This is a genomic window from Halarchaeum grantii, from assembly GCF_014647455.2.
Lineage (GTDB): Archaea > Halobacteriota > Halobacteria > Halobacteriales > Halobacteriaceae > Halarchaeum > Halarchaeum grantii.
Genome location: NZ_BMPF01000001.1, coordinates 925364 through 948380, shown reverse-complemented (window position 1 = coordinate 948380; position 23017 = coordinate 925364). Strand labels below are relative to the sequence as shown.

The 23017-nt window shown below is 70.1% G+C and carries 24 protein-coding genes; 13 read left to right on the top strand and 11 right to left on the bottom strand.

Annotation, left to right across the window (positions count from 1 at the left end):
• Window positions 1–30: 30 nt before the first annotated feature.
• Window positions 31–300, bottom strand: coding sequence for a hypothetical protein (locus IEY12_RS05165; RefSeq protein WP_188879904.1), 270 nt, complete (start codon window positions 298–300; stop codon window positions 31–33).
• Between the two features lie 246 nt (window positions 301–546).
• On the opposite strand from IEY12_RS05165, the gene thsB reads away from it, so the two are divergent.
• A complete protein-coding gene (gene thsB, locus IEY12_RS05160) occupies window positions 547–2214 on the top strand; it encodes a thermosome subunit beta (protein WP_188879902.1) in 1668 nt (555 codons plus the stop codon).
• Between the two features lie 142 nt (window positions 2215–2356).
• Here the strand turns inward: thsB and lrp are convergent, their stop codons facing one another.
• Window positions 2357–2818, bottom strand: coding sequence for an HTH-type transcriptional regulator Lrp (gene lrp / locus IEY12_RS05155; RefSeq protein ID WP_188879900.1), 462 nt, complete (start codon window positions 2816–2818; stop codon window positions 2357–2359).
• Window positions 2819–2942: 124 nt separating this feature from the next.
• Between lrp and glnA the strand changes: the two genes are divergently transcribed.
• The gene (gene glnA, locus IEY12_RS05150; RefSeq protein WP_188879898.1) at window positions 2943–4313 is read left to right on the top strand and encodes a type I glutamate--ammonia ligase; all 1371 of its coding nucleotides are present in this window, start codon (window positions 2943–2945) and stop codon (window positions 4311–4313) included.
• Here glnA and IEY12_RS05145 read toward each other — a convergent pair.
• Genes IEY12_RS05145 through IEY12_RS05135 form a run of 3 tightly spaced genes read right to left on the bottom strand, consistent with a single transcriptional unit; the run spans window position 4295 to window position 7425 of the window.
• Complete coding sequence (locus IEY12_RS05145; RefSeq protein ID WP_229870944.1) at window positions 4295–5122, bottom strand: phosphatase PAP2 family protein; 828 nt, start codon at window positions 5120–5122, stop codon at window positions 4295–4297. The two genes, glnA and IEY12_RS05145, sit on opposite strands and share 19 nt — an antisense overlap.
• A complete protein-coding gene (locus tag IEY12_RS05140) occupies window positions 5119–6312 on the bottom strand; it encodes a YihY/virulence factor BrkB family protein (RefSeq protein WP_188879894.1) in 1194 nt (397 codons plus the stop codon). Before IEY12_RS05140 ends, IEY12_RS05145 begins: the two co-directional genes overlap by 4 nt.
• A 3-nt stretch (window positions 6313–6315) precedes the next feature.
• Window positions 6316–7425, bottom strand: a complete 1110-nt coding sequence (locus IEY12_RS05135) for a tRNA (guanine(26)-N(2))-dimethyltransferase (RefSeq protein WP_188879892.1) — start codon at window positions 7423–7425, stop codon at window positions 6316–6318.
• Between the two features lie 100 nt (window positions 7426–7525).
• On the opposite strand from IEY12_RS05135, the gene IEY12_RS05130 reads away from it, so the two are divergent.
• From IEY12_RS05130 to IEY12_RS05115, 4 genes are read left to right on the top strand one after another with little or no spacing between them, the layout of a single operon-like run.
• Window positions 7526–7915 (top strand): hypothetical protein, encoded by a 390-nt coding sequence (locus IEY12_RS05130; RefSeq protein ID WP_123074955.1) that lies wholly within the window; start codon window positions 7526–7528, stop codon window positions 7913–7915.
• 45 nt (window positions 7916–7960) lie between these two features.
• Window positions 7961–8857, top strand: coding sequence for an AAA family ATPase (locus IEY12_RS05125; protein ID WP_188879890.1), 897 nt, complete (start codon window positions 7961–7963; stop codon window positions 8855–8857).
• Complete coding sequence (locus IEY12_RS05120; RefSeq protein ID WP_188879888.1) at window positions 8854–10056, top strand: VWA domain-containing protein; 1203 nt, start codon at window positions 8854–8856, stop codon at window positions 10054–10056. The genes IEY12_RS05125 and IEY12_RS05120 overlap by 4 nt, the downstream gene beginning before the upstream one ends.
• Window positions 10057–10079: 23 nt before the next feature.
• On the top strand, window positions 10080–10640 hold the full coding sequence (locus IEY12_RS05115; protein WP_188879886.1) for a hypothetical protein: 561 nt from the start codon (window positions 10080–10082) through the stop codon (window positions 10638–10640).
• On the opposite strand, the gene hisH is transcribed toward IEY12_RS05115, so the two are convergent.
• A complete protein-coding gene (hisH, locus tag IEY12_RS05110) occupies window positions 10637–11296 on the bottom strand; it encodes an imidazole glycerol phosphate synthase subunit HisH (protein WP_188879883.1) in 660 nt (219 codons plus the stop codon). The genes IEY12_RS05115 and hisH overlap by 4 nt on opposite strands.
• Before the next feature lie 122 nt (window positions 11297–11418).
• Here hisH and IEY12_RS05105 point away from each other — a divergent pair, with 122 nt between their 5' ends.
• Window positions 11419–12363, top strand: a complete 945-nt coding sequence (locus IEY12_RS05105; RefSeq protein WP_188879881.1) for a glycoside hydrolase family 43 protein — start codon at window positions 11419–11421, stop codon at window positions 12361–12363.
• Between the two features lie 5 nt (window positions 12364–12368).
• Here IEY12_RS05105 and IEY12_RS05100 read toward each other — a convergent pair whose 3' ends face one another.
• From IEY12_RS05100 to IEY12_RS05090, 3 genes are read right to left on the bottom strand one after another with little or no spacing between them, the layout of a single operon-like run.
• Window positions 12369–12965: a uracil-DNA glycosylase gene (locus tag IEY12_RS05100; RefSeq protein ID WP_188879879.1), complete on the bottom strand. Its 597-nt coding sequence runs from the start codon at window positions 12963–12965 to the stop codon at window positions 12369–12371.
• Window positions 12966–12989: 24 nt separating this feature from the next.
• Window positions 12990–13553 (bottom strand): endonuclease dU, encoded by a 564-nt coding sequence (locus tag IEY12_RS05095; RefSeq protein ID WP_188879874.1) that lies wholly within the window; start codon window positions 13551–13553, stop codon window positions 12990–12992.
• A gap of 1 nt (window position 13554) precedes the next feature.
• A complete protein-coding gene (locus IEY12_RS05090) occupies window positions 13555–13731 on the bottom strand; it encodes a DUF5786 family protein (RefSeq protein ID WP_188879871.1) in 177 nt (58 codons plus the stop codon).
• 69 nt (window positions 13732–13800) lie between these two features.
• Between IEY12_RS05090 and IEY12_RS05085 the strand changes: the two genes are divergently transcribed.
• Complete coding sequence (locus IEY12_RS05085) at window positions 13801–14412, top strand: MBL fold metallo-hydrolase (protein ID WP_188879869.1); 612 nt, start codon at window positions 13801–13803, stop codon at window positions 14410–14412.
• Between the two features lie 47 nt (window positions 14413–14459).
• On the top strand, window positions 14460–14606 hold the full coding sequence (locus IEY12_RS05080; protein WP_123074975.1) for a 50S ribosomal protein L40e: 147 nt from the start codon (window positions 14460–14462) through the stop codon (window positions 14604–14606).
• Between the two features lie 55 nt (window positions 14607–14661).
• On the opposite strand, the gene IEY12_RS05075 is transcribed toward IEY12_RS05080, so the two are convergent.
• Window positions 14662–15165, bottom strand: a complete 504-nt coding sequence (locus tag IEY12_RS05075) for a DUF367 family protein (protein ID WP_188879866.1) — start codon at window positions 15163–15165, stop codon at window positions 14662–14664.
• A gap of 120 nt (window positions 15166–15285) precedes the next feature.
• The gene (gene serS, locus IEY12_RS05070) at window positions 15286–16665 is read right to left on the bottom strand and encodes a serine--tRNA ligase (protein ID WP_188879864.1); all 1380 of its coding nucleotides are present in this window, start codon (window positions 16663–16665) and stop codon (window positions 15286–15288) included.
• A gap of 111 nt (window positions 16666–16776) precedes the next feature.
• On the opposite strand from serS, the gene IEY12_RS05065 reads away from it, so the two are divergent.
• The 4 genes from IEY12_RS05065 to IEY12_RS05050 all read left to right on the top strand — a co-directional run bounded on the left by IEY12_RS05065 (window position 16777) and on the right by IEY12_RS05050 (window position 22966).
• Entirely contained in the window at window positions 16777–17682 is a 906-nt protein-coding gene (locus IEY12_RS05065) for an MBL fold metallo-hydrolase (protein WP_188879862.1), read from the top strand.
• Between the two features lie 160 nt (window positions 17683–17842).
• The gene (locus IEY12_RS05060; protein ID WP_425433162.1) at window positions 17843–19708 is read left to right on the top strand and encodes a cation:proton antiporter domain-containing protein; all 1866 of its coding nucleotides are present in this window, start codon (window positions 17843–17845) and stop codon (window positions 19706–19708) included.
• Window positions 19709–19909: 201 nt separating this feature from the next.
• Window positions 19910–21577: a flippase activity-associated protein Agl23 gene (locus tag IEY12_RS05055; protein WP_188879854.1), complete on the top strand. Its 1668-nt coding sequence runs from the start codon at window positions 19910–19912 to the stop codon at window positions 21575–21577.
• Window positions 21578–21652: 75 nt separating this feature from the next.
• Window positions 21653–22966 (top strand): ATP-binding protein, encoded by a 1314-nt coding sequence (locus IEY12_RS05050; RefSeq protein ID WP_188879852.1) that lies wholly within the window; start codon window positions 21653–21655, stop codon window positions 22964–22966.
• Window positions 22967–23017: the final 51 nt, after the last annotated feature.

Genomic DNA, 23017 nt, shown 5'->3' with positions numbered 1-23017 from the left:
CGCACGCGGGCGTTAAATGTAGGGGACCGGTCAGTCGCGGCGGGCGCGGAGTCGCTCGCGGAAGCCGGGGTGGCCGTAGACGCCGACCGCGACGGCGGCGAGCGACGCCGCGAGCGCGAGTGTGCTTCCGACCGCGCTCTGGGGTGCGGGTCCGAGCGCGCGAACGAGGGTGTATCCGACGCCGAGCACACCGGCCCCGATCAGGAGCCAGCCGAGCGCGCCCGCGACGAGCCGGGACACGAGGGCGGCGGCGAGACCGGTTCGGGAGTCGGCGCTCTCGGCGAGCGTTCGTGTTCCCATACGTCCGTCGCCGACGGGCAGCGAAAAAAGCCTTCGCGTCCGTCGGCCTCGCGGCGCTCCGTCGTTCGCGCGGCTCTCGCCGTCGTCCGGCCTCGCGGCGGTCCCCCGAGCGCGAAGCCGGGTCCGAACGCCACGACCCACGGTAACGACTATCACGATACTCGGTTCTCAGCCCCTCTCGCGGCCGTCCGGGGAACCAGTTGCAGAAAGTTTTATATAGAAGGACAAACAATCCTTGCGGTGACGATGTCTCAGCGACGTATGCAGGGCCAGCCGATGGTCATCATGGGCGACGACGCGCAGCGAGTAAAGGACAAGGACGCGCAGGAGCACAACATCTCGGCGGCTCGCGCCGTCGCGGACGCCGTGCGCTCCACGCTCGGCCCGAAGGGGATGGACAAGATGCTCGTGGACGACATGGGTGACGTCACGATCACGAACGACGGCGTCACCATCCTCGAGAAGATGGACATCGACAACCCGACGGCCGAGATGATCGTCGAAGTCGCCGAAACCCAGGAGGACGAGGCCGGCGACGGGACGACGACCGCCGTCGCCATCGCGGGTGAACTCCTCAAGAACGCCGAGGGCCTCCTCGAGCAGGACATCCACCCGACCGCCGTCATCAAGGGGTACAACCTCGCGAGCGAGAAGGCCCGCGAGTTCGTCGACGAGGAAGCCGTCGACGTCGACCCCGACGACGAGGACCTCGTGCGCTCCGTCGCCGAGACCTCCATGACCGGCAAGAGCGCCGAGATCGACAAGGAACTCCTCAGCGGCCTCCTCTACGAGGCGCTCCGCGCCGTCTCCGTCGACGCCGACGACGGCTCCACCGTCGTCGACGTCGCGAACATCAACATCGAGACGCAGACCGGGCGCGCCGTCTCCGAGTCCGAGCTCCTCAAGGGCGCGACCGTCTCCAAGGACCCCGTCATCGACTCGATGCCGACCGAGTTCGACGACGCGGACGTCCTCCTCCTCAACGAGGCCATCGAGGTCGAGGAGGCCAACGCCGACACCTCCGTCAGCATCGACAGCCCCGACCAGCTCCAGCAGTTCCTCGACCAGGAGGAGAAGCAGCTCAAGGAGAAGGTTCAGAAGATCGTGGACAGTGGTGCGGACGTCGTCCTCTGCCAGAAGGGCATCGACGACATGGCCCAGCACTACCTCGCGAAGGAGGGCATCCTCGCCGTCCGCCGCGTGAAGAAGTCCGACGTCGAGTTCCTGAAGGAGGTCCTCGGCGCGACCATCGTCTCCGACCTCGATGCCCTCACCGAGGCCGACCTCGGTCGCGGGAGCGTCCGTCGCGACGACGAGGACGAGCTCTTCTACATCGAGGGCACCGGTGAGACCGCCCACGGCGTCACGCTCATCCTCCGCGGCTCCACCGACCACGTCGTCGACGAGCTCGAGCGCGGCGTCACCGACGCGCTCGACGTCGCCGCGCAGACGATCTCGGACGGTCGCGTCCTCCCCGGCGGCGGCGCCATCGAAGTCGAGGTCGCCGACCAGCTCCGCAACTACGCGGACTCCGTCAGCGGCCGCGAGCAGCTCGCCGTCGAGGCGTTCGCGGACTCCCTCGAACTCGTTCCGCGCGTCCTCGCCGAGAACGCCGGCCTCGACCCGATCGACATCCTCGTCGACCTGCGCTCCGCGCACGAGTCCGGCGAGAGCCGCACCGGCCTGAACGTCCTCACGGGCGACCTCGAGAACTCCCTCGACGCCGGTGTCGTCGAGACCGCGCACGCGAAGGAGCAGGCGATCAGTAGCGCCACCGAGGCCGCGAACCTCGTTCTCAAAATCGACGACATCATCTCCGCCGGCGACCTCTCCACCGACAAGGGTGGCGACGAGGGCGGCCCCGGCGGCGCAGGCGGCATGGGCGGCATGGGCGGCATGGGCGGCATGATGTAACTCCGGCTTCCGAAGAAGCCGCGTTTCGCCCCCGAGTCGCTCGCGTATCGCCCGCCGACCGTTCGGCCCATCCGTTCTTCTTTGCCGCTCCGCGCACAGTCGTACCTACGCGTCGCGCTGAAACCGCAGAACGGCGGGGGAGTTACTCGCCGTCGATGTCGAGTTGGAACTGCTGGTTTTCGACAGCGGCGTCGAGGACGACGCTGGTGGCGGACTCGTTGATGTCGGCGTCGCCGAGCAACTCCTTGATGAGGGTATTCATGTCATCGGTGTCGGTGAACTTGCCGACGGCGATGACGTCGTAGTCGCCGGTCACCTCGTAGACCGACACCATCTGCTTGTGCGCGCGCAACCGGTCGGTGAGGTCCGGGAGCGCGCCCCCTTCGACCTTCAACTGCAGGATCGCCGTCACGTCGTACCCCAACTTGTCGTAGTCCACGATCGGCGTGTAGCCCCTGATGACGCCCTCGTCTTCGAGGTCGGAGAGGTGGTTCGACACCGTCGTCACCGACACGTCGAGCTCCTCCGCCAGGCTCCGCAGGCTCGCCCGCCCGTCCCCCAGCAACGCGTTAATCAGCTCGGCGTCGAGGTTCTCGTAGGTCATACAGTCCTAGACGCGTCCGGGGCATTAGAATTTAACGAACGTCCATTTCCCCGGGTGGCGAAAAGATTTGCAAGGACCGGAACCGCTTTAGTATTCCGTGCGTTTGCATCGAACGACGTAACCAATGACGAACGGCAACTACGCTGCAGACGGTGGCCTCAGCGAGACGGAACAGGACGTTCTGGACGAGATCGAGGAGAAGAACGTCGACTTCCTCCGACTCCAGTTCACGGACATTATGGGGACCGTGAAGAACGTCTCCGTGCCGGCCGAGCAGGCTGAGAAGGCGTTCACTGACGGTATCTACTTCGACGGTTCCTCTATCGAGGGTTTCGTCCGCATTCAGGAGTCCGACATGCGCCTGAAGCCGGACCCCGAGACGTTCTCCGTTCTCCCGTGGCGCAAGCGCGAAGACGGCGCATCCGCCCGCCTCATCTGTGACGTCATCAACACGTCCACGGGCGAGCCCTTCGAGGGCGACCCGCGCCGCGTCCTGAAGAACGCGATCGATCGGGCCGAGGAGATGGGCTACGAGGTCAACGCCGCCCCCGAACCCGAGTTCTTCCTCTTCGAGGAGGACGAGGAGGGCCGCGCGACGACCGAACTCTCCGACGTCGGTGGCTACTTCGACCTCGCGCCGAAGGACCTCGCGGCGGACGTCCGGCGCGACATCATCAAGGGCCTCGAGGAGATGGGCTTCGAGATCGAGGCCTCCCACCACGAGGTCGCGGAGTCCCAGCACGAGATCAACTTCGAGTACGACGACGCGCTCACGACGGCCGACAACGTCGGCACCTTCCGCACGGTCGTTCGGGCCATCGCCGCCGAGCACGACCTGCACGCGACGTTCATGCCGAAGCCGATCGCGGAGATCAACGGCTCCGGGATGCACACGCACTTCTCGCTCTTCGAGGACGGCGAGAACGCCTTCCACGACGAGGACGACGAGTTCGACCTCTCCGAGACCGCCCACCAGTTCCTCGCGGGCATCCTCGAGCACGCGCCCGCCATCACGGCCGTCTCGAACCCGACGGTGAACTCCTACAAGCGCCTCGTCCCCGGCTACGAGGCCCCGGTCTACGTCGCGTGGTCCGACCGGAACCGCTCCGCGCTCATCCGCAAGCCCGCCGCGCGCGTCCCGGCCGCCTCCCGCATCGAGGCGCGCTTCCCGGACCCGTCCTGTAACCCGTACCTCGCGTTCGCCGCGCTCATCCACGCGGGTCTTGACGGCATCGAGCAGGGCCTTGAGGCGCCCGACCCGGTGCGCGAGAACATCTACGAGTTCGACGAGGCCAAGCGCGAGGAGTACGGCATCGAGACGCTCCCGGCGAACCTCGGCGAGGCCGTCGACGCCCTCGAGGCGGACGACGTCGTCCAGAACGCGCTCGGCGAGCACATCACCGAGAAGTTCATCGAGGCCAAGCGCGAGGAGCACACCGGCTACCGCATCCAGGTCTCCGACTGGGAGAAGGAGCGCTACCTCGAGAAGTTCTGACTGAGCGACCGGGTCGCCGGGAGCGCGAGGACGCCGGCGCCCGCCACCATACTCGTTATTACGACGCCGTATCCGGGCAGCGGCGCCTTCAGCGCGGCGATGCCGAACCCGCCGAAGACGAGGAGGCCGCAGAGCGCCAGCGGTGCGCTGACGCGCGCGCGCCCGTAGCGCGTCGCGACCGCGTACCCACAGAGCGCGCCGAGCGTGATGCCGACCGAGGCGAGCGCGTCGACCGTCGGCCCGGCGGCGGCGAGCGCACAGACGCCGAGCGCGGCGGCGAAGAGGAAGCCGAGGCTATGGCGGCGACGCGTGAGCGCGAGCACGCACGCGACGACGAGCGCGCCGACGAGCGCGCCCGCGAGCACGTCGGCGAGGTAGTGGACGCCGAGGAGGAGGCGGGTGGCGCTGACGACGGCGACGAAGCCGGCCGCGAGAAGCCAGCGCGTCCGTCGCGCCGGCCGCGCGAAGAGGGCGGCGGCGCCGCCGTAGAGTGCGGCGGCGGCGGTCGCGTGGCCGCTCGGGAAGCCGTGGCCGTCGGTGTGGACGAGCGCGACGCTGGCGGGCGGGCGCGGGAGCGCGAAGACGCCTTTCAGCGCGACGATGGCGCCGAAGGCGGCGAGGCCGACGGCGGCGTAGCGCGTGGCGTCGCGCGCGCTGAGGAGGCCGTAGCGGGGGCCGACCCAGTAGACGGTGGCGACGGCGACCATCACGAACCACGCGTCGCCGAGTTGCGTCAGGAGTTCGAGGACGGGCACGAGCGCGGACGGGAGCGCGTCCGTGAGCGCGCTCGTGACGCCGACGCCTCTCACTGCTTCGAGCGCAGCCAACCCACGGCCTTCCCGGGCACGCCGAGGGCGTTCAGCCCGGCGCCGAAGAGCACCATGAGGACGTAGAGGCCGAGCGTGGAGAGCCAGACGACGACCATGGCGAGAATCGCGAGGCCGTCGCTCTCGAGCCAGTAGAACGCGCCGAGCGTCATCACGGTGCCGTAGAGCAGCACGAGATAGGGGCCCCAGCCGCGGGCGTGGTTGCGCCGAACGCGCGAGCGGACGTACCCCTTCAGGTCGTCCTCGATGGCGTCCCGGTGGAGGGTCTTCTCGTCGAGTTGGCGCTCGAGCGACTCGACGCGGTGCTGGAGCTCCGTGACGTCGGGCGTCGGCTCGGTGCGCCCGCCGTCCGTTTCGACCCGCTTCCCGTCCGGTTCAGCCTCCGTCTCGTCTGTTCGTCCCGCGAGCACGGCGTTGAGTACCGCCCCGACCATGATAACAGTCCCGGAGACGTACAGCCACGTGCTGAGGAGGACGGCGGCGCCGAGCACGCCGTAGACGCGATAGTCGTCGATGTAGGTCGTGTAGAGGCGGAAGGCGTCCGCGAGGAGCGTCCACCCGACGGCCGCGAACGCGGCGCCCGGCCACACTTCTCCCGGGGCGACGTCGGCGTCCGGGAAGACGTAGTAGAGCGGGAGGAAGACGCAGACGAGCACGCAGACGAGCGCGACGGTGCCGAGGGCGTCGCCGAGCGCGCCGCCGAAGGCGTAGGGGACGGCGACGCCGACGGCGGCGGCGCAGAAGACGGCGACGCCGACCGCGCAGAGCACGACGAGGCCGTCGCCGAGCTGCTGGGCGAGCGGCTCGGCCTCCGGCTGGCCGTAGACGCGCGAGAACGCCATGTCGAGGCCTCGGAAGACGCGGAGGGCGGACCACGAGAGCACGAGGACGCCGACGACGGTGGCGCCGCTGCGGCCGGCGGCGTCCGCGATGGCGTCGCGGACGAGCTGCTGGCCGGCGGGCGTGAGGAACGCGCCGGTGGTACCGACGACGTAGCCGGCGACCCGCTCGCCGACGAGCGCGGTGCCGACGGCGAGCGCGAGCAGGAGGAGCGGGACGAGGGAGACGAAGGCGTAGTAGGCGACGGCGGCCGCGAGGAAGGTGATGCCGGCGTCGCTGGACCGGTCGACGACCGCGCGCGCGACGGCGACGGCGTCGGTGAGGCGTTCCATCCCTCAGGGCGCGACGTCGCGTATTTCGGCGACGTCCGCGTCCGTCTTGAACGTCGTGCCGCCGTAGTGGGTCCGCGAGGCGGCGTGGCCGGCGTCGCGGAGCGCGCCGAGGAACTCGTCCATGCCCACGGCGGGCTCGCCCCAGCGCCCGTAGAGCTTGTGCTGGTCGTAGTGCGTCGGCGTGTCGAGCTCCTCTCGGAGGTCGGTGAGCAGGCCGTCGGCGGTCTCCTTCGTCGCCATGTCGTCGCTCAACTGCCCGCGGACGCGCTCGAGGAAGGCGTCCTCGCGGGTGGCCTCGAGCCAGAGCGGGCCGGCGGTGAGGAGGTTCGTGCCGTCGCAGTTCGGGCAGGCGTCCGGGCGGTCGGCGCGCAGGCCATACTCGTGGGTGCGCCAGAGGCACTCGGGGCAGTGATGAACGTGCCCGAGCGCGTCGACGGCGTCGTTCGCGGCGCTCGCGGCGTGCGTGAGGTCGACGTACGTGCGGACGTAGTGGCGCGTCGCGTGCGTGAGGACGGGCGTGATGCCGACGTCGAAGCGCGCCGCCGAGCGCGCCATCGCGGAGAGGAGGACGCGAACGCCGACCTCCGCGTGGTACTCGGTGTTCCGGGGGACGGTCTGATACTTCCGGATACCGGACTTGAGGTGCGCCCCGCAGAGCGGCGCGGTGTCGGTCGCGGTCACGCAGACGAGGTCGCGCGTGTTCGCGAACGCGGCGTCGAGGAAGGGCGCGGGCGTGCCGAAGGGGTCGAGGTCCACGACGTCGAAGGCGCGCTGTGGGTCCCAGAGGACGGCGTTGGCGTCGTCGTGGCGCACGTCGCCCTCGCAGTCGTTGCGCGCGAGGTTCGCCTCCGCGAGCGCGACGGCGTCCGGGTCGCGGTCGACGAGCGTCGCCGTCCAGCCGTCGTTCGCGGCGCGCACACCGCGAATGCCGGAGGCGGCCATCGCGTCGAGGTACGTCTCGGCGCGCGGTTCGCGCTCCCGGTAGGCGCGCAGCGCCGCCACCGTCAGATCCCGGTTGAGTTCCTGCTCGGGGTTGAAGAACACCGCGTCCTCGATGGCCTCCCCGGACTGCTCGGAGACGTCGACCGTCACTGCGCCCTCCGTGACCTCCATGATGGGCGCACTCGGGGCGGCGCGACCCTAAAGGACACGACACGCACCCGTGCGCGGCGAACCACACGCTCTTTACCCGGCCGTCGAATACGTGCGAGCAGTGACGGCCGACGACGCCGACGCCGGCGACGCCGACGGGACGACCGACGAGCGCGGCGACTGGCGAGACGCGCTCGCGGACGCGGGCGAACTCACGCCGGACGTCGTCGCGCGCCTCCTCGCCGCCCACGGCGACCGGGGCCGGCGCGCCGTCGACGCCGTCGGCGAGGGCCGCGTGAAGCAGTACAACGACTTCACCGTCGTCGTCGGCCACGAGGACGAGTACGTCGTCGAGGACGGCGGCTGTACGTGCCGGGACAGCCAGTACAACCTCGACTCCGAGGACCCGAGCCAGCGCTGCTGGCACGTCCTCGCCACGGAGATCGCCGAGCGCGTCGGCGCCGTCGACCACCACGACATGTACTACTCGGAAGTTCGGGAGTTCCTCTGAGCGCGAGCGTCGGGGCTTTCACCGTCCGGCGTCTAGGGGTGGGCGATGACTGCCTTCGCGGACGTGACGGAGGCCGACGTGCGCGCGGCCTTCGACGACCAGGACTACGTCGCCTCCGAGGACGTCGTGACGAGCGCGCTCCTCGCGCTCAGACTCGGGAAGCCGCTGCTCGTCGAGGGCGCGCCCGGCGCGGGGAAGACCGAGCTCGCGAAGACGCTCGCGGCCGGCTTCGACACCGACCTCGTGCGCCTCCAGTGCTACGAGGGGTTGAGCGCCGAGAGCGCGCTCTACGAGTGGAACTACACGAAGCAACTGCTCGCCGTCGAGGGCGCCGAGCGGAGCGTCGAGGGCGACGCCTCCGTCTTCAGCGAGGAGTACCTCCTCGAACGCCCGCTGCTGGCGGCGATCGCGAGCGCGGACGACGGCGAGCGCCCGCCCGTGTTGCTCGTCGACGAAGTGGACCGCGCGGACGAGGCCTTCGAGGCGCTCCTGCTCGAAGTGCTCTCGGACTTCCAGGTCTCCATCCCGGAACTCGGCACCGTCTCGGCGACGCGCCCGCCCGTCGTGATACTCACGTCGAACCGGACGCGCGCGCTCTCGGACGCCCTGAAGCGGCGCTGTCTCTACTGCCACGTCGAGGCGCCGGACGTCGAGCGCGAGCGCGAGATCGTCGCGCGCAAGGTCCCGGCGCTCGACGACGAGACGGCGGCGACCGTCTGCGGCGTCGCGAACGCCCTGCGCGAGCGTCCCCTTCGGAAGCCGCCGGGGGTCGCGGAGACGCTCGACTGGGCGGAGGCGCTCGCCGCGCTCGACTACGATAGCCTCGACGCCGAGGCCGTGCGCGCGACGCTCGGCTGTCTCCTGAAGGACGCCGACGACGTCGAGCAGGTCGACGCGGACGCCATCGAAGCCGTCCTCGCGGACGCCCGCTCCCGGACGTGATCGCCGACCACGTTCGGGCGGAACTGGTGCGTCTCGTCGCCGACCTCCGCGACGCGGGCGTCGCCGTCCCCGCTGACGGCGCGCTCGCCGCCGCCGACGCGCTCGCGGCGCTCGACGACCCCGAGAAGGCAGGGGTTCGTACCGCGCTTCGAGCGACGCTCTGCACGCGCCCCGCGGACGTCGAGGCGCTCGACGCGCGCTTCGAGACGTTCTGGGCGCGCCTCCGCGGGGCGGACGCCGCGTACGGCGACGATGACACCGCCACGCTCGGCACGAGCGCGGAGGGCGCGGCGGACGCGCCCGGCCAGACCGTCAGCGACGTGGACGCCTCGGTCGGCGGTGCGCCCGGGGACGGCCTCGCGGGCGGCGTCGGCACCGGCGACGGCGCGAACGCGGGCGACCAGTACAGCGCGGACGGCGCGAGCGAGCGCGTCAGCCTCGACGGTATCGGCGAGGTGGACGTGTCGCGCGCCGTCGCGGCCCTCACCGACGCCGTCGCCTCCCTTCCCGGCCGGCGTTGGACCGGCGGGGACGGCCGACCCGACGTCCGGCGCGCGCTCCGCGCGAACGCGAGTCGGGGCGGCGTCCCGCTCTCCCTCCCGGAGCGCGAGCGCGAGCGCAGCGCCGCGCGCGGCGTCGTCCTCGTCGACGTCAGCGGCTCCGTCATCGACGCGCTCGACCGGGACGCCCTGCTCGCGTTCTGTCGCGAGGTCCGCGCTCGCTGGCGGCGCACGCCGGTCTTCTTCTTCGACACCGCGCTCCGCGACGTGAGCGCGGCGTTCGACGCCGACTCCCCGGAAGCCGCCGGGCGCGCGCTCGAAGCCGGCGGCGTCGAGTGGGGCGGCGGCACACGCATCGGCGACGCGCTCGCGACGCTCCACGACGAGCGCTCGGCGGCCGTCGGTCGGCGCGACACCGTCGTCGTCGTCAGCGACGGCGTCGAGCGCGGCGATACGTCCCGGTTGCGCGACGAGTTGGCGTGGCTCTCCGGGCGCGCCCGGTGCGTCCTCTGGCTGAACCCGCTCGCCGCCGACCCGCAGTGGCGACCGGTCGCGCCCGGGATTCGCGCCGCGCTCGACTACGTTGACGGCTGCTACGCGTTCGCGGACGCCGACGACCTCGCGGCCCTCGCGGACGACCTCGCGCGCCACGGACCGACGCTGCGCGCGGTCGCGGACGCGCGGCGACAGTCGTTTTGAGGGTGGCGCGCGACGGCCCCGACGTGCATCGACGTTCGTTCCTCGCGACGGCGGGCGCGCTCGCGACCGCCGGCCTCACGACGCTCGCTGGCTGTAGCGCGCCGACGACGGCGGGGCTGGCGAACGGGGGCTTCGAGAGCGGCCTCGCGGGATGGGAGCGCGGGCGCGAGCTCCCGACCGACCCGAACACGGGCGCACCCGTCGCCTCGGCGGTCACGGTTTCGGACGAGCAGGCGAGCGAGGGGTCGCGCGCCGCGTCGTTCTTCATCGACGGTCGGCAGGACGACGGGACGCTCTGGGTGGCACAGACCACCGACCTCTCCGACGCCGACACGCTCGCCGTCGACGTCTGGAGCCCCGAGGAGTCGTTCAACACCATCACGAAGGTGGCCGCGTACGCCGGCCCGGAGCGCCCGCTCACCGAGAGCGCCTTCGACACCACGCGGGCCGTCGAGGACCACGGCGGCTGGCGGACCTACGAGTATCCGGTCGAGTCGGCGACCGACGGCCTCGTCGCCGTCGGTATCTCGGTCGTCTGGGAGGCCGAGGTAAGGAGATACGTCGACGCCGTGCGCCTCCGCTAGGACTCCGCGCAGAGGTCGACGAAGTTCCGGAGGATGCGCAGGCCGGTCTCCCCGGACTTCTCGGGGTGAAACTGGGTGCCGAAGACGGTGCCGTCGTCGTTCGCGACGATGGACGGGAAGTCGGCGCCGTAGTCGGTGGTGGCGACGACGTGGCCGTCGTCGTCGGGGTCGGCGTAGTAGGAGTGGACGAAGTAGGCGTACTCGCCGTCGACGCCCGCGACGAGCGGGTGCTCGCGCTCGACGTGGAGCTCGTTCCACCCCATGTGCGGGACCTTCAGGGCGGGGTCGTCGAAGCGGACGTTCGTCCCCGGAACGAGTCCGAGGCCGTCCACGTCGCCCTGGCCCTCGCGGTCGGCCTCCTCACTCGTGTCGAGGAGCATCTGCATCCCGAGGCAGATGCCGAAGAGCGGCGTCTCCGAGGCCGCGACTTCGTCGAGGGCGTCCCTGAAGGGGCCGGCGTTCTCCATGCCGTCGCCGAACGCGCCGACGCCGGGGAGGACGACGCCGTCCGCGTCGTCGAGGTCGTCGGGGTCGTCCGACACCGCGACGTGCGCGCCGGCGCGCTCGAGGCCGCGCGTCACGCTCCGAAGGTTCCCGAGGCCGTAGTCCACGACGACGACGTCCGCCACCGTCTCGCGGGAGGACTGCGTGCTCATACGGAACGGTGGGGGACGGCGAACCAAGTCGGTTTCCCTGTCGCCGACGCGCCCTCACAAATCCATCCCGAACGTTCAGGAGGAAACGAAACCGATACGACGCCGCCCGACGAGGCCACCGTATGGCGGCGTACTTGTTCGTTCACTTCCGCGAGACGCGGACGCCGGACGGGGAACAGGTGTACTTCGGAGTCAGCGAGGACGGCTTCAACTGGGAGCCGGTGAACGGCGGCGACCCGGTCCTCTGGAGCTATCACGGCGACAAGGGCGTGCGCGACTGCACGATCACGCGGACCGACGACGGCCGCTTCGTCATCATGGGGACGGACCTCAGCCTCTCCTACGGGATGGTGAACCAGTACGACGGCTCGTGGGAGGAGATAACCCGGAACGGGAGCGACGCGCTCGCCCTCTGGGAGTCCGCGGACCTCGTGGCGTGGTCGGAGCAGCGCATGGTCGAACTCGGCGACGGCCGGTTCGGCTGCCTCTGGGCGCCCGACATCACCTACGACCGCGAGAACGGCGACTACGTCGTCCACTGGTCGTCCTCGCACGAAGACGACGACTACGAGGAGATGGCGCTCTACTACGCGCGCACCGAGGACTTCGAGTCGTTCTCCGACCCCGAGCTCCTCTACCGGAACCCGGACGGCGGCGTCATCGACTCCGCGATGTACGAGGAGGACGGCACCTACTACTGCTTCGCGAAGAGCCAGTCGAACCCGACGGGCATCGTCCTCTTGGAGAGCGAGCGCCCGACGGGGCCGTTCACGCGCGTCCCCGCGTTCGACCGGACGATGGCGGGCTTGGACGGCGCGCGCTACGAGGCGCCGACGGCGTTCCGCCTCGACGACGGCCGCTGGTGTCTCTTCCTCGATTACTTCGGCGGCGACCCGGAGACGCAGGGCTACGTACCGTTCGTCGCGGACTCCCTCGACTCGGCGTTCGAGCGCGCCGACGACGAGTTCGCCTTCCCGTACGGCTTCAAGCACGGCACGGTGCTGCGCATCACGCGCGAGGAGTACGAGCGCCTCCGGGCCTACGAGAAGGACCCCGGGGAGCGATAGACCGCCTAGAAGTCGCCGAGGCTGGACTGCCCGCCCTCGGCGCCGACGATGGTGGCGACTTTCTCGATGGCCGACTCGAAGGTGTCCTCCTGCGAGCGGTCGTAGAGCGTCGCGGCGGGATGCACGCAGATGAGGACGTCGAGGCGCGCGTCGCCGACCGCGACCGTCTCTATCGTCCCGGCCTCCTTCGTGACGGCGACGTCGCGGCCGAGGAGGTGCTGGGCGGGCACCTTCCCGAGCGCGACGACGACGTCCGGGGCGACGGCTTCGAGTTCCGCGTCGAGGTACGGCCGGCAGTTCGCGAGCTCCGCGTCCGTGGGGTCGCGGTTCTCGGGCGGCCGACAGCGTACGCAGTTCGTGATGCGGACGTCACCCCTGCTGAGGCCGTGGTCGGCGAGCGCGGCGTTCAGGACGTCGCCGCTGCGCCCGACGAACGGCTCGCCCTGCTCGTCCTCGTTCGCGCCCGGGCCCTCGCCGACGAAGACGACGTCCGCATCGGCGGGGCCGACGCCGTTCACGATTCGGCTCCGGGAGGCGACGAGGTCGGGGCACTCCTCACAGCCCTCGACGCAGAGCCCGGTCGTGTTCTCGCTCTCGCTCATACCCGAGCGTCGGCGTCGCGGACGTTAAGCGTCCGGGGTTCGCCGGTAGTCGTCGGCGGCGCGTGCGGCCTCGCGGGCGACCCGTAGCGGCTCGGGGCGGCCGCCCTCCGGCGTGTACGCGCGGACGACGGCGTCCGGGTCGTCGCAGCCGACCGACCGGACGTAGACCGTGTCGCCGCCGACGTCGAGCGCGTGGCGCTCGGGGAGCGCGCGGTAGGCGGCGAGGCGCGCGTCCCGCGCGTCCCCCGCGAACTCGCGCTCGATGGCCGCTTCGAGGCCGCCGCTCGCCTCGAAGCTCACCGCCACCACGGGGCGCTCGACGGCGTCGTGGAGGCGCCCGAGGTCGAGGACGTTGTACCACGCGAGCGCGACGCCCGCGACGAGGACGTAGCGGACGTCCGGGCGGTCGAGCGACTCCCAGATGTCGATCGCGGCCTCGGTCACGTCGGTTCCGCCGACCGTGGCGGAGCGAAAACAGAAGTCGTCGACGACGCGGTCGGCGCGGACGACGGCGCCCGCGAGCGTGCTGCGCTCGGCGTCCGGGGCGTAGGATTCGGCGACCCCGAGCGCACGGGCACCCGACTTCACCTTACTCGCCCTTGATGTCCTGGAGTTTGTCGAGGAGTTCGTCGTTGCTTGCGTCGATCTCGTATTCGACTTCACCCTCGTGGGCGTTCTGCTCCGTCTCGACGCCTTCCCCGTCGTCGCCGGCGGAGTCGAGTTGCTGACGCTCCTGCTCGGATTCGTCGTAGCTACCAAAGCCCATGACTATCCCTAAGGGTCTCGGCTTCAAAAAGGAACCGCCTATTTAAAATCGGGCCGTGTAGGTGTGCGTATGCGGGTCGAGGAAGTCACAGCGGAGGCCGAATCGTTCACGTGTAACGCCTACCTCGCACTGGGGGAGCGCGACGTCCTCGTCGACGCGGGCGCGATGGCGGGCGTCGCGGACGTCGTCGCCGAGCACACCGAGACGCTCGACGCCGTCGTGCTCACCCACCAGCACGGCGACCACGTCGAGGAACTCGACGCCGTCTGCGAGGCGTTCGACCCCGACGTCCACGCGTACGCCGACCACCCGCGCCGAACCCACGCGCTCGCGGACGGCGATACGGTCGCCATCGGCGACGAGACGTTCGACGCCGTCCACACGCCCGGGCACGCTGACGACCACCTCGCGTTCGTCTCCGAGTCGACGCTCTTCTCCGGGGACGTCGTCGTCCACGACGACGGCGCGTTCGCCTACGGGAGCTTCGGGCGCACCGACATGCCCGGCCAGTCCCGCTCGGACCTCGTCGAGAGCATCGAGCGCCTCCTCGGACGCATGCCCGACGGCGTCGAGCACATGTACGCGGGCCACGGCGACACCTACCACGGCGACGTTCGGGACGTCGTGGAGACGGCGCTCGCGCGCGCCGAGCAGTTCGAGCCGAAGTACCCGGACGAGTAGACGCGCGTTTCTAAAACCTTAACCGCCTGCACGTCGATTTCAGGGGTATGTCCGAGCAATCCATCGAGGACCGGCTTCTCGACAAGCAGGTCTGCATGCGCTGTAACGCGCGCAACCCCAAGGAAGCCGACCACTGCCGCAAGTGCGGCTACAACAACCTCCGCCCGAAGGCCCGCGAACGCCGCGCGACCTGAGGCCGGCACCGCCTTTTCCTCCACGACCACTCTCCCGCTCCACAGCGGCCGCGCTCTACGCGTCCTCGCCCGCGTCGAGGTACTCCTGTTGGACGTCGACGACCGCCGAGGAGTCCGCGCATTCCGCGTACCTTCGGAGGGGCTCCTCGTTCAGCTCGAGGAAGGTGTGCCCCCACGTGAACTTCGAGAGCACGCGCTCGGCGTGCTCGCGCTCGCCGAGGATGCAGAGCGCGCCCGCGAACGCCTCCACCGTGTTGAGCTGGAAGGGCTTCCCGTAGTTCACGGGGTTCGCGGCGACGAGGAAGGGGAGCGCGCGGTGCTCGCCCGCCATCTCGAACATCGCCCGCCCGGCCGTCTCCCACGAGCAGTCGAGCGCGACGAGCGTCTCGTACTCCGCGTCCGCCGGCGAGAGCGCGGTGTCCGCGTGCGGGTTGAGGACGAGCCCGAACGGCGTCGCGCGCGCCGACCGGTGTAGCTCGGCCATGTCGAAGCGCGCGAGCTTCCGCGCCGTGCACTTCTTCGGGTCGTCGTCGCCCTCGTAGCGGACGTGGAGGTCCATTCGCGTTAGCGGAGGGTCCGAGCGGGCAAAAGTCCGACTACTCGGTCGCAGGGGCTCTCGCTCGCGGGTCGATCCTCCCCGCTCGCGTTCCCGCCACGCCTCGCTGCGCTCGTTGCGACGCTACTCCCGCTCGCCGCTCCCGAGCGCGGACTCGCCGACCTTCTCGTGGCCCTCGATGACTTCCTGGCCGCCCATGTAGGGCTGGAGCGCCTCGGGGACGGCGACCGTGCCGTCCTCGTTCTGGTAGTACTCGAGGACGGCGACGACGATGCGCGGGACGGCGAGGCCGCTCCCGTTCAGCGTGTGGAGGTGCTCGGCCGACTCGTGGCGCTCGGGCCGGTAGCGGATGCCGGCGCGCCGGGCCTGGAAGGCCTCGAAGTTCGAGACGGAGGAGACCTCGAGCCAGCGCCCGCCTTCCTCGGGGCCGTCCTCCATGTCGTCACCGGGCGCCCACACCTCGATGTCGTACTTCTTTGCCTGCGTGAAGCCCAGATCGCCCGTACACATCTCGAGGATGCGGTAGGGGAGTTCGAGGCGCTCCAGCACCTCCTCGGCCTCCGCGACGAGGCCCTCGAAGCGCTCTTCGGACTCCTCGGGGCGCACGAAGTTCACCATCTCCACCTTGTTGAACTGGTGGACGCGCACGATGCCGCGCGTCTCGGTGCCGTGCTCGCCGGCCTCCCGGCGGAAGTTCGGCGTGTAAGCCTGATGCTTCAGCGGGAGGTCGTCGTCGAGGAGGATCTCGTCCCGGTACATGTTCGTCACGGGGACTTCGGCGGTCGGGAGCAGCCAGAGGTCGTCGTCCTCGTAGTCCGACTCGTTCACGTCGCCGATGCGGTAGGCGTCCTCGACGAACTTCGGGAACTGGCCGGTGCCCTCCATCGACTTCGAGTTCACGGGAATCGGCGGGAATATATCGGAGTAACCCTGCTCGCGGTGGACGTCGAGCATGAACTGGACGAGGGCGTGTTCGAGTTTCGCGCCGTCGCCCTTCGCGAAGTAGAACCCGCCACCCGAGACTTTCGCGCCGCGCTCGAAGTCGAGGACGTCGAGCTCCTCGCCGAGGTCGTAGTGGGGCGTGACCTCCTCGGGGAGGTCGCGCAGGTCGTCGAAGCCCTCGCGGCGGCGCTCGACGTTCTCCGACTCGTCCGCGCCCACGGGAACGTCGTCGGCGGGGAGCTGCGGGAGCGTCAGGAGGAGGCGTTCGAGTTCGGACTCGAGTTCGTCCGCGCGCTCCTCGACGGCCTCGAGTTCGCTCTTGAGCTCCTGCGAGCGCTCGATGGCCCCCTGGGCCGCCTCCTCCTCGCCCTCCTGTTTGAGGCGGCCGATCTTCGAGGAGACCTCGTTTCGCTGGTGTCGGAGGTCGTCGCCTTTCCGCTTGAGTTCGCGCCACTCCTCGTCCACGTCGAGAATCCGGTCGAGGTCGGCGTCAACGCCCTTCTTCGCGAGGGCGTCGCGGACCTCCTCGGGGTTCTCCCGGACGAACTGCCGGCTGAGCATGTTCGAGGAATCGCGGGCGGCGGGCAAAACGGTGACGGGATGGCGCGAGCGCCCGGCGCTCGGCGTCCCGCGTGGCGTAGGTTTTTCGCCGCCGGCGTGCAACCTCCGCTCATGTCCCCCGGCGACGTCTTCGCGGTCGACTCCTGCACCGACGTCCACTACGTCGACACCGGTATGTACGACACCGCCGCGTACGGCGCGGTCTACGTCGTTGATTCCGAGCGCCCGGCGGTCCTCGACACCGGTATCGGCACCCACCACGAGCGCGTGCTCGCCGCCCTCGATGCGGTCGGCGTCGCGCGCGAGGACCTCGCCGCCATCGTCGTCTCGCACGTCCACCTCGACCACGCGGGCGGCGCGGGCTTCCTCGCGGCGGCCTGCCCGAACGCGGACGTCTACGTCCACGAGTACGGCGCGCGCCACCTCGTCGACCCCGAGCGCCTCGTCGAGGGGACGAAGCGCGCCGTCGGCGACCAGTGGCGCTACTACGTCGAACCGGAACCCGTCCCGGAGGAACGCGTCGTCGAACTCGCGGACGGCGACGAGATCGACCTCGGCGACCGGACGCTCACCGCGCACCACGCACCCGGCCACGCCCCCCATCAGGTCGTCCTCGAAGACGACCGCGACGGCTTCGTCCACACGGCGGACGCCGCCGGCATCTGGGTGCCCGACCTCGGGCGCGTCGTGGAGACGAGTCCGCCGCCGAACTTCGATCTGGAGACCTGCATCGACGACGTGGAGACGATCCGCGTGCTCGACCCCGAGGTGCTCCTCTACCCGCACTTCGGGCCCGGGCCCGGGGACGTCGACGGCGTCCTGAACGAGTACGAGGACGTCCTCACGCGATGGGTGGGCGCCGTCGAGGAGAAACGCGCCGAACTCGACTCCGACGAGGCGGTCGCGGACTACTTCGCCGAACGCACCGACGTTCGTACGGTCTGGCCGGAGCACAAGGCCGAGGAGGAGACGAAGATGAACGTCCGGGGCGCCCTCCGCTACCTCGACGAGGCGTAGGCCGCGCCACGCGCGATTCGAGCGCCGCGCGGAGCACGCGACCCCGACCCTCCGCCCCGCGACGCTCGCGCCGGGTTGAGCGGCACGCGGCCCGACTACCGGAAATAATTGCCTACTCTCGACCGCCCCAATTTATCGTCCTACCCCCCAAAATCCCCTACTGGAACCCGTGTCTGCATCGCCACTCATCACATTCGTCGCGCTCATCCTCGTGCTGGGCGTCGCCGCCCAGCTCGTAGCAGCGCGATTGCGCGTTCCGAGCGTGCTCTTCCTTATCCTCGCGGGTGTCGGCGTCGGGCAAGTGCTCAACGTCCGCGAGCTCTTCGGTGGCGCGCTCGGCGGTATCGTCGGGTTGAGCGTCGCCATCATCGTCTTCGAGGGCGCGTTCCACCTCAAAATAGAGAAGCTCCGGGAAGCACCGCGCGAGACGCTGCGACTCGTCACCGTCGGGGCGGCCGTCGCGCTCCTCGGCACCGCCATGCTCGTGCGCTTCCTGCTCGGCCAGCCGTGGGACGTCGCGTTCCTCATCGGTGCGCTCCTCGTCGCCACGGGGCCGACCGTCATCACCCCCATCCTCGAAGTCGTCCCGGTTCGGGACCGCGTCGGTGCCTCCCTCGAAACCGAGGGCGTCGTCAACGACGTCACCGCCGCCGTCCTCGCGGTCGTCGCCTTCGAGGTCGTGACCGCCGAAGCAGCGACGACGGGCGAAGTCATCACCGCGTTCTCCGCGCGCATCGGTGTCGGCGTCGTCGCCGGTCTCGTCGTCGCGACCGTCGCGTGGGTCGTCCTCCGGAAGATCGACCTCTCGCCCGGTAACGCCGTGCAGAACGCGCGGCTCGTCATCCTCGCCTCCGCGCTCGCCGCGTACGCGCTCGCCGAACTCACCGGCCTCAGCGAGTCCGGCCTCGCCGCCGTCGCGACCGCTGGCATCCTCCTCGGGAACGCCGACCTCCCCTACGAGGACGAGATCGAGACGTTCAAGGGCGACATCACGCTCCTCGTCCTCTCCTTCGTCTTCATCGCGCTCGCCTCCCTCCTCTCGCTTGACGACCTGCTTCGCTTCGGCGTCGCCGGTATCGCCGTCGCCGTCGGCGCCGCCCTCCTCGTCCGGCCGCTCGCCGTCTACCTCTCCACGTTCGGCGACCGCTTCACGTTCGCCGAGCGCGCGTTCGTTAGCTTCGTCGGGCCGCGCGGCATCATCCCGGCCTCCGTCGCGACGCTCTTCGCGGTCGAGCTCCGCGCACACGGGATGGACCCCGCCGCGAACGCCCTCGTCAGCATCGTCTTCCTCACCATCCTCCTCACGGTCGTCTTCGAAGGCGGCCTCGCGAGACACATCGCAGAATACCTCAACGTCATACCAATGCGTGTCATCGTCATCGGCGGCGGCACCGTCGGTCGCGCGCTCGCAGAGCGCCTCGAAGACCGCGGTGAGAACGTCGTCATCGTCGAACAGGACGAATCGGTCGTCGAACTCACCCGCGAACGCGGCTTCACCGTCCACGTCGGCGACGGCACCGACATGGACGTGTTGCGCTCGGCCGGCATCGAGAACGCCAAAATCGTCGTCACCGCGACCGGCGACGACGACGCGAACCTGCTCGCCAGCCAGCTCGTCGACGCGAAGTTCGACCCCGAGACCATCATCGCGCGCGTCAACAACCCCAACAACATCGACGCGTTCAGCGAGCTCGGCGTGAAAGCCGTCTCCTCCTCGCTCGCGACCGCGTGGAGCATCGACAACATCATCGAGCGCCCCGCGCTCTCCAACTGGATGACCGAGATCGGGCGCTCGGGCGACGTCCAGGAAATAGAGGTCACCGCCGAGGACCTCGTCGGGCGCACCATCGGCGAACTCGACGAGCACATCCCGAACGGCTGCATCATCGCGCTCGTCGGCAGGGAGGGCGAGAACTCCGTCCCCAGCGAGGACTTCACCCTCCAGATGGGTGACCACCTCACCTTCCTCGGGCGCAAGGAGGCCGTCCGCGAGGCCATCACGCTCTGCCACCCCAACCAGGACTAACCGCCCATCGGCGGGCTTTTCCGTCTCCTCCCCCGAGAGTGAAGAGACGGCACGGTCGGGTGGCCCCTTTCAGGCTACCGTGGTTTCCACGCGTGGCTTCCGCTGCTCGACCTACCCCGTCGCTCTACACCGACGAGCGACGGCCACGCGATGTCGACGCGTCTCCTAAAGCGTTTTAGGACCAACCGCTCACGTACGGACATGGAACAGCGTCTCCGCCGGTTCCGTCGCCCCCTCCCGGTCCTCCTCGTCGTCACGGCGCTCGCGCTACTCGCCCGCCTCGTCGCGCTCGGTTCGCGCGTCGCCCATCAGGACGAGGGGCGCGTCGCCGACTGGATCCTCCACTACATGACCGTCGGTCAGTGGGAGTACCGCCCCATCATCCACGGCCCCTTCCTGCCCCACGTCAACGGCGTCGTCTTCGACCTCCTCGGCGCCTCCGACTTCAGCGCGCGCCTCGTCGTCGCTCTCATCGGTGGCCTCCTCCCGCTGGCCGCCTACCTCTACCGGGACCACCTCGACGACGTCGAAGTCGTCGCGTTCGGCCTCCTGCTCGCCGCCAGCCCCGCGCTCCTCTACTACTCGCGCTTCATGCGCAACGACCTCATGGTCGCCGCGTGCATGCTCGGCGCGCTCGGCTTCTGGCTCCGCGCGCGCGCCTCGGGGCGAACGCGCCACCTCTACGCGGGCACGTTCGTCTTCGCGCTCGCGTTCACGATGAAGGAGAACGCCCTCCTCTACCCGGTCGCGTGGCTCGGCGCGCTCGCCCTCGTCGTCGACAGGCGCCTCCTGCTCGCCCGCCTCGTCGCGGACGGCCCCGGACGGGTCGCGCTCACGCTCGCCCGCGAGACCGCACGCGGCCTCCGCCCGTGGCTCCTCCCGCTCGGCGTCGCGCTCTGCGAGTGGCTCCTCGTCGTCGTCGCGTTCTACGCGCCCCTCCCCGAGGCGTACGGGATGTTCTCCGGCCTCGATGCGTTCACCGCCGTCCTCCACACCGCCACCGTCGGCACGTGGACGGCGTTCGCGGGCACGTGGGCGCACAGCGGCATGAGCGAGCACTCGACCGTCGCGTTCCTCGGGCGCTTCGCGAAGATGCTGGCGCTCACCGCGACCGTCACCCTCGGCTTCGCCGTCGTCGGCTTCCTCCGCGAACGCTACGGCCGCGACGACCCGCGCGACATCGTGGAGTTCTGCTTCTACTGGGGGGTGGCGAGCGTCCTCGGCTACGCTATCGTCACCGACATCATGGCGGGGTGGCTCGCGACGCACGTCGTCGCGCCGCTCGCGCTCCCCGCCGCCGTCGGCCTCGCGTGGGTCTACCGGGTCGGCAAGCGCGGCCACGCCTCGGGCGACGCCCTCCTGTTCCGCGTCGCCGCCGCCGTCCTCCTCCTCAGCGCCGCCGGCGTCGGCGGCACGGCCGCGTACACGAGCTACGCCGCCCCGCAGGACCGCGCGAACCCGCTCGTCCAGTACGCCCAACCCGGCGGCGACGTGAAGCCGACGCTCGCCGACATCGAGGCCGTCGCCGACGAGCACTCGGGCATCGACGTGCTGTTCTACGGCTCCGAGTTCTACAACGCGAACGACCTCACGCAGGTCCCGACGCTGAACGGCTCCTCGGGGGGCTACGACGGCTGGTTCGCGCGCCTCCCCTACCCGTGGTACTTCGACCAGTACGACGCGCGCGTCGCCAGCACCACGCGCACGGAGACGCTCGCCGAGCAGGACCCGCCGGTCGTCATCGCACTCGACGGTGACGCCGACGAGGTGCGCGAGGCCATCGACGCGAGCCAGTACACCGAACGCACGTACCCGCGCTACCTCCACGGTGACCGGCTCGTCTTCTTCGTCCGCGAGGACGCCCCCTGACCGGCCGGCGGGAGGCGCTCCGGCCCGGCGCTCGTCCGACGGTCTTATGCGGCGCGAGCGTCAAATCCGTGGGTAATGACCGACCGGGCGCTCGACGTGGTGGAGTTCCTGTTGACTGCACGCGTCTACGAGCGCAACACCGACCTCGACGAGAACGACCTCCCGCCGGCCGTCCGCAGTGCGCTCTGGGACGGTGACGGCGTCCCCCGGCCGCCGAAAGCGACCGGCGAGGCCGTCGCGAACGCGACGGGCATCGACGACCCGTGGGACGAGGTGGCGAGCCTGATGTTCACCGAGCAGGACTCCTTCTCGGGGCACATCCGACTCGTCGACGACGACATGGCGATGGAGTGGTACGCGGACCGCGCGACCCCCGACCGGATACAGGCGAACCCCGCGCTCGCGTCCGTCTACGAGGGCGACTTCGAGGGCGTCGACCACGAGGCCGCGCGCGATGCGAACCGGCCCATGCAGGCCGACCCGCAGTGGATCGACGGCCTCCTCGAGGAGATGTTCGACGAGGACGACGAGGAGATGCTCGACCTCGTCGAGGTGCAGGCCCCTGCGGAGATCGAGACGACGCTCGAGGACCTCGTGCTCACCGACGAACAGCAGGCCGAAACCGCGAAGGTCTCGAAGGCCATCGAGCACCGCGACTACCTCGCGAAGGTCGGCCTCGTCGAGGTCGGAAAGCTCCTCTTCGTCGGCCCGCCCGGCACCGGGAAGACCTCGACGGCGAGGGGGCTCGCCCACCGCCTCGACCTCCCGTTCGTCGAGGTGAAGCTCTCGATGATCACGAGCCAGTATCTCGGCGAGACCGCGAAGAACGTCGAGAAGGTCTTCGAGGTGGCCAAGCGCCTCGCGCCCTGCGTGCTCTTCATCGACGAGTTCGACTTCGTCGCGAAGACCCGCACGAGCGACGAGCACGCCGCCATCAAACGCGCCGTCAACACCCTCCTGAAGGCCATCGACGAGATGAGCCTCGTGAAGGACGACGTGCTCCTCATCGGCGCGACCAACCACCCGGACGAGCTCGACGCCGCCGTCTGGCGGCGCTTCGACGAGATCCTGAGCTTCCCCAAGCCGACCGAGCCGATGCGCGCCGACATCATCCGCATCGTCACGCGCGGCATCGAGGTCGAGGACTTCGACCCCGAGGAGATCGCCGCCAACACCGATGGTCTCACGGGGAGCGACCTCCGGCTCGTCCTCCGCGAAGCCGTCCTCGACGCGCTCGTCGAGGACCGCACGACGCTCTCCCAGTCGGACCTCCTGACCGCCATCGAGTCCTTCGAGGAGCGCGACCACCTCCGCAACCTCGACAGTCTCGAGGAAGCCGTCGAGACCGAGGAGGGCGACGGCCACGACCACGCGCACGCCCACGACTGAGCGGCGGGGTCGCGACGCCCACCGATGCCGATGTGCCGGGAGTTAAGAACG

Bases quoted from the DNA above. Each gene is read 5' to 3' on its own strand.
- IEY12_RS05135 (WP_188879892.1), bottom strand. From the start codon at position 7,425: ATGGAGGTCACGGAGGGCGCAGTGACGGTCGACGTCTCCGAGCAGTCC.
- glnA (WP_188879898.1), top strand. From the start codon at position 2,943: ATGACGAACGGCAACTACGCTGCAGACGGTGGCCTCAGCGAGACGGAA.
- hisH (WP_188879883.1), bottom strand. From the start codon at position 11,296: ATGAGCACGCAGTCCTCCCGCGAGACGGTGGCGGACGTCGTCGTCGTG.
- IEY12_RS05055 (WP_188879854.1), top strand. From the start codon at position 19,910: ATGGAACAGCGTCTCCGCCGGTTCCGTCGCCCCCTCCCGGTCCTCCTC.
- IEY12_RS05080 (WP_123074975.1), top strand. From the start codon at position 14,460: ATGTCCGAGCAATCCATCGAGGACCGGCTTCTCGACAAGCAGGTCTGC.
- IEY12_RS05090 (WP_188879871.1), bottom strand. From the start codon at position 13,731: ATGGGCTTTGGTAGCTACGACGAATCCGAGCAGGAGCGTCAGCAACTC.
- IEY12_RS05065 (WP_188879862.1), top strand. From the start codon at position 16,777: ATGTCCCCCGGCGACGTCTTCGCGGTCGACTCCTGCACCGACGTCCAC.
- IEY12_RS05050 (WP_188879852.1), top strand. From the start codon at position 21,653: ATGACCGACCGGGCGCTCGACGTGGTGGAGTTCCTGTTGACTGCACGC.
- lrp (WP_188879900.1), bottom strand. From the start codon at position 2,818: ATGACCTACGAGAACCTCGACGCCGAGCTGATTAACGCGTTGCTGGGG.
- serS (WP_188879864.1), bottom strand. From the start codon at position 16,665: ATGCTCAGCCGGCAGTTCGTCCGGGAGAACCCCGAGGAGGTCCGCGAC.
- thsB (WP_188879902.1), top strand. From the start codon at position 547: ATGTCTCAGCGACGTATGCAGGGCCAGCCGATGGTCATCATGGGCGAC.
- IEY12_RS05075 (WP_188879866.1), bottom strand. From the start codon at position 15,165: ATGGACCTCCACGTCCGCTACGAGGGCGACGACGACCCGAAGAAGTGC.
- IEY12_RS05125 (WP_188879890.1), top strand. From the start codon at position 7,961: ATGACTGCCTTCGCGGACGTGACGGAGGCCGACGTGCGCGCGGCCTTC.
- IEY12_RS05165 (WP_188879904.1), bottom strand. From the start codon at position 300: ATGGGAACACGAACGCTCGCCGAGAGCGCCGACTCCCGAACCGGTCTC.
- IEY12_RS05105 (WP_188879881.1), top strand. From the start codon at position 11,419: ATGGCGGCGTACTTGTTCGTTCACTTCCGCGAGACGCGGACGCCGGAC.
- IEY12_RS05085 (WP_188879869.1), top strand. From the start codon at position 13,801: ATGCGGGTCGAGGAAGTCACAGCGGAGGCCGAATCGTTCACGTGTAAC.
- IEY12_RS05140 (WP_188879894.1), bottom strand. From the start codon at position 6,312: ATGGAACGCCTCACCGACGCCGTCGCCGTCGCGCGCGCGGTCGTCGAC.
- IEY12_RS05100 (WP_188879879.1), bottom strand. From the start codon at position 12,965: ATGAGCGAGAGCGAGAACACGACCGGGCTCTGCGTCGAGGGCTGTGAG.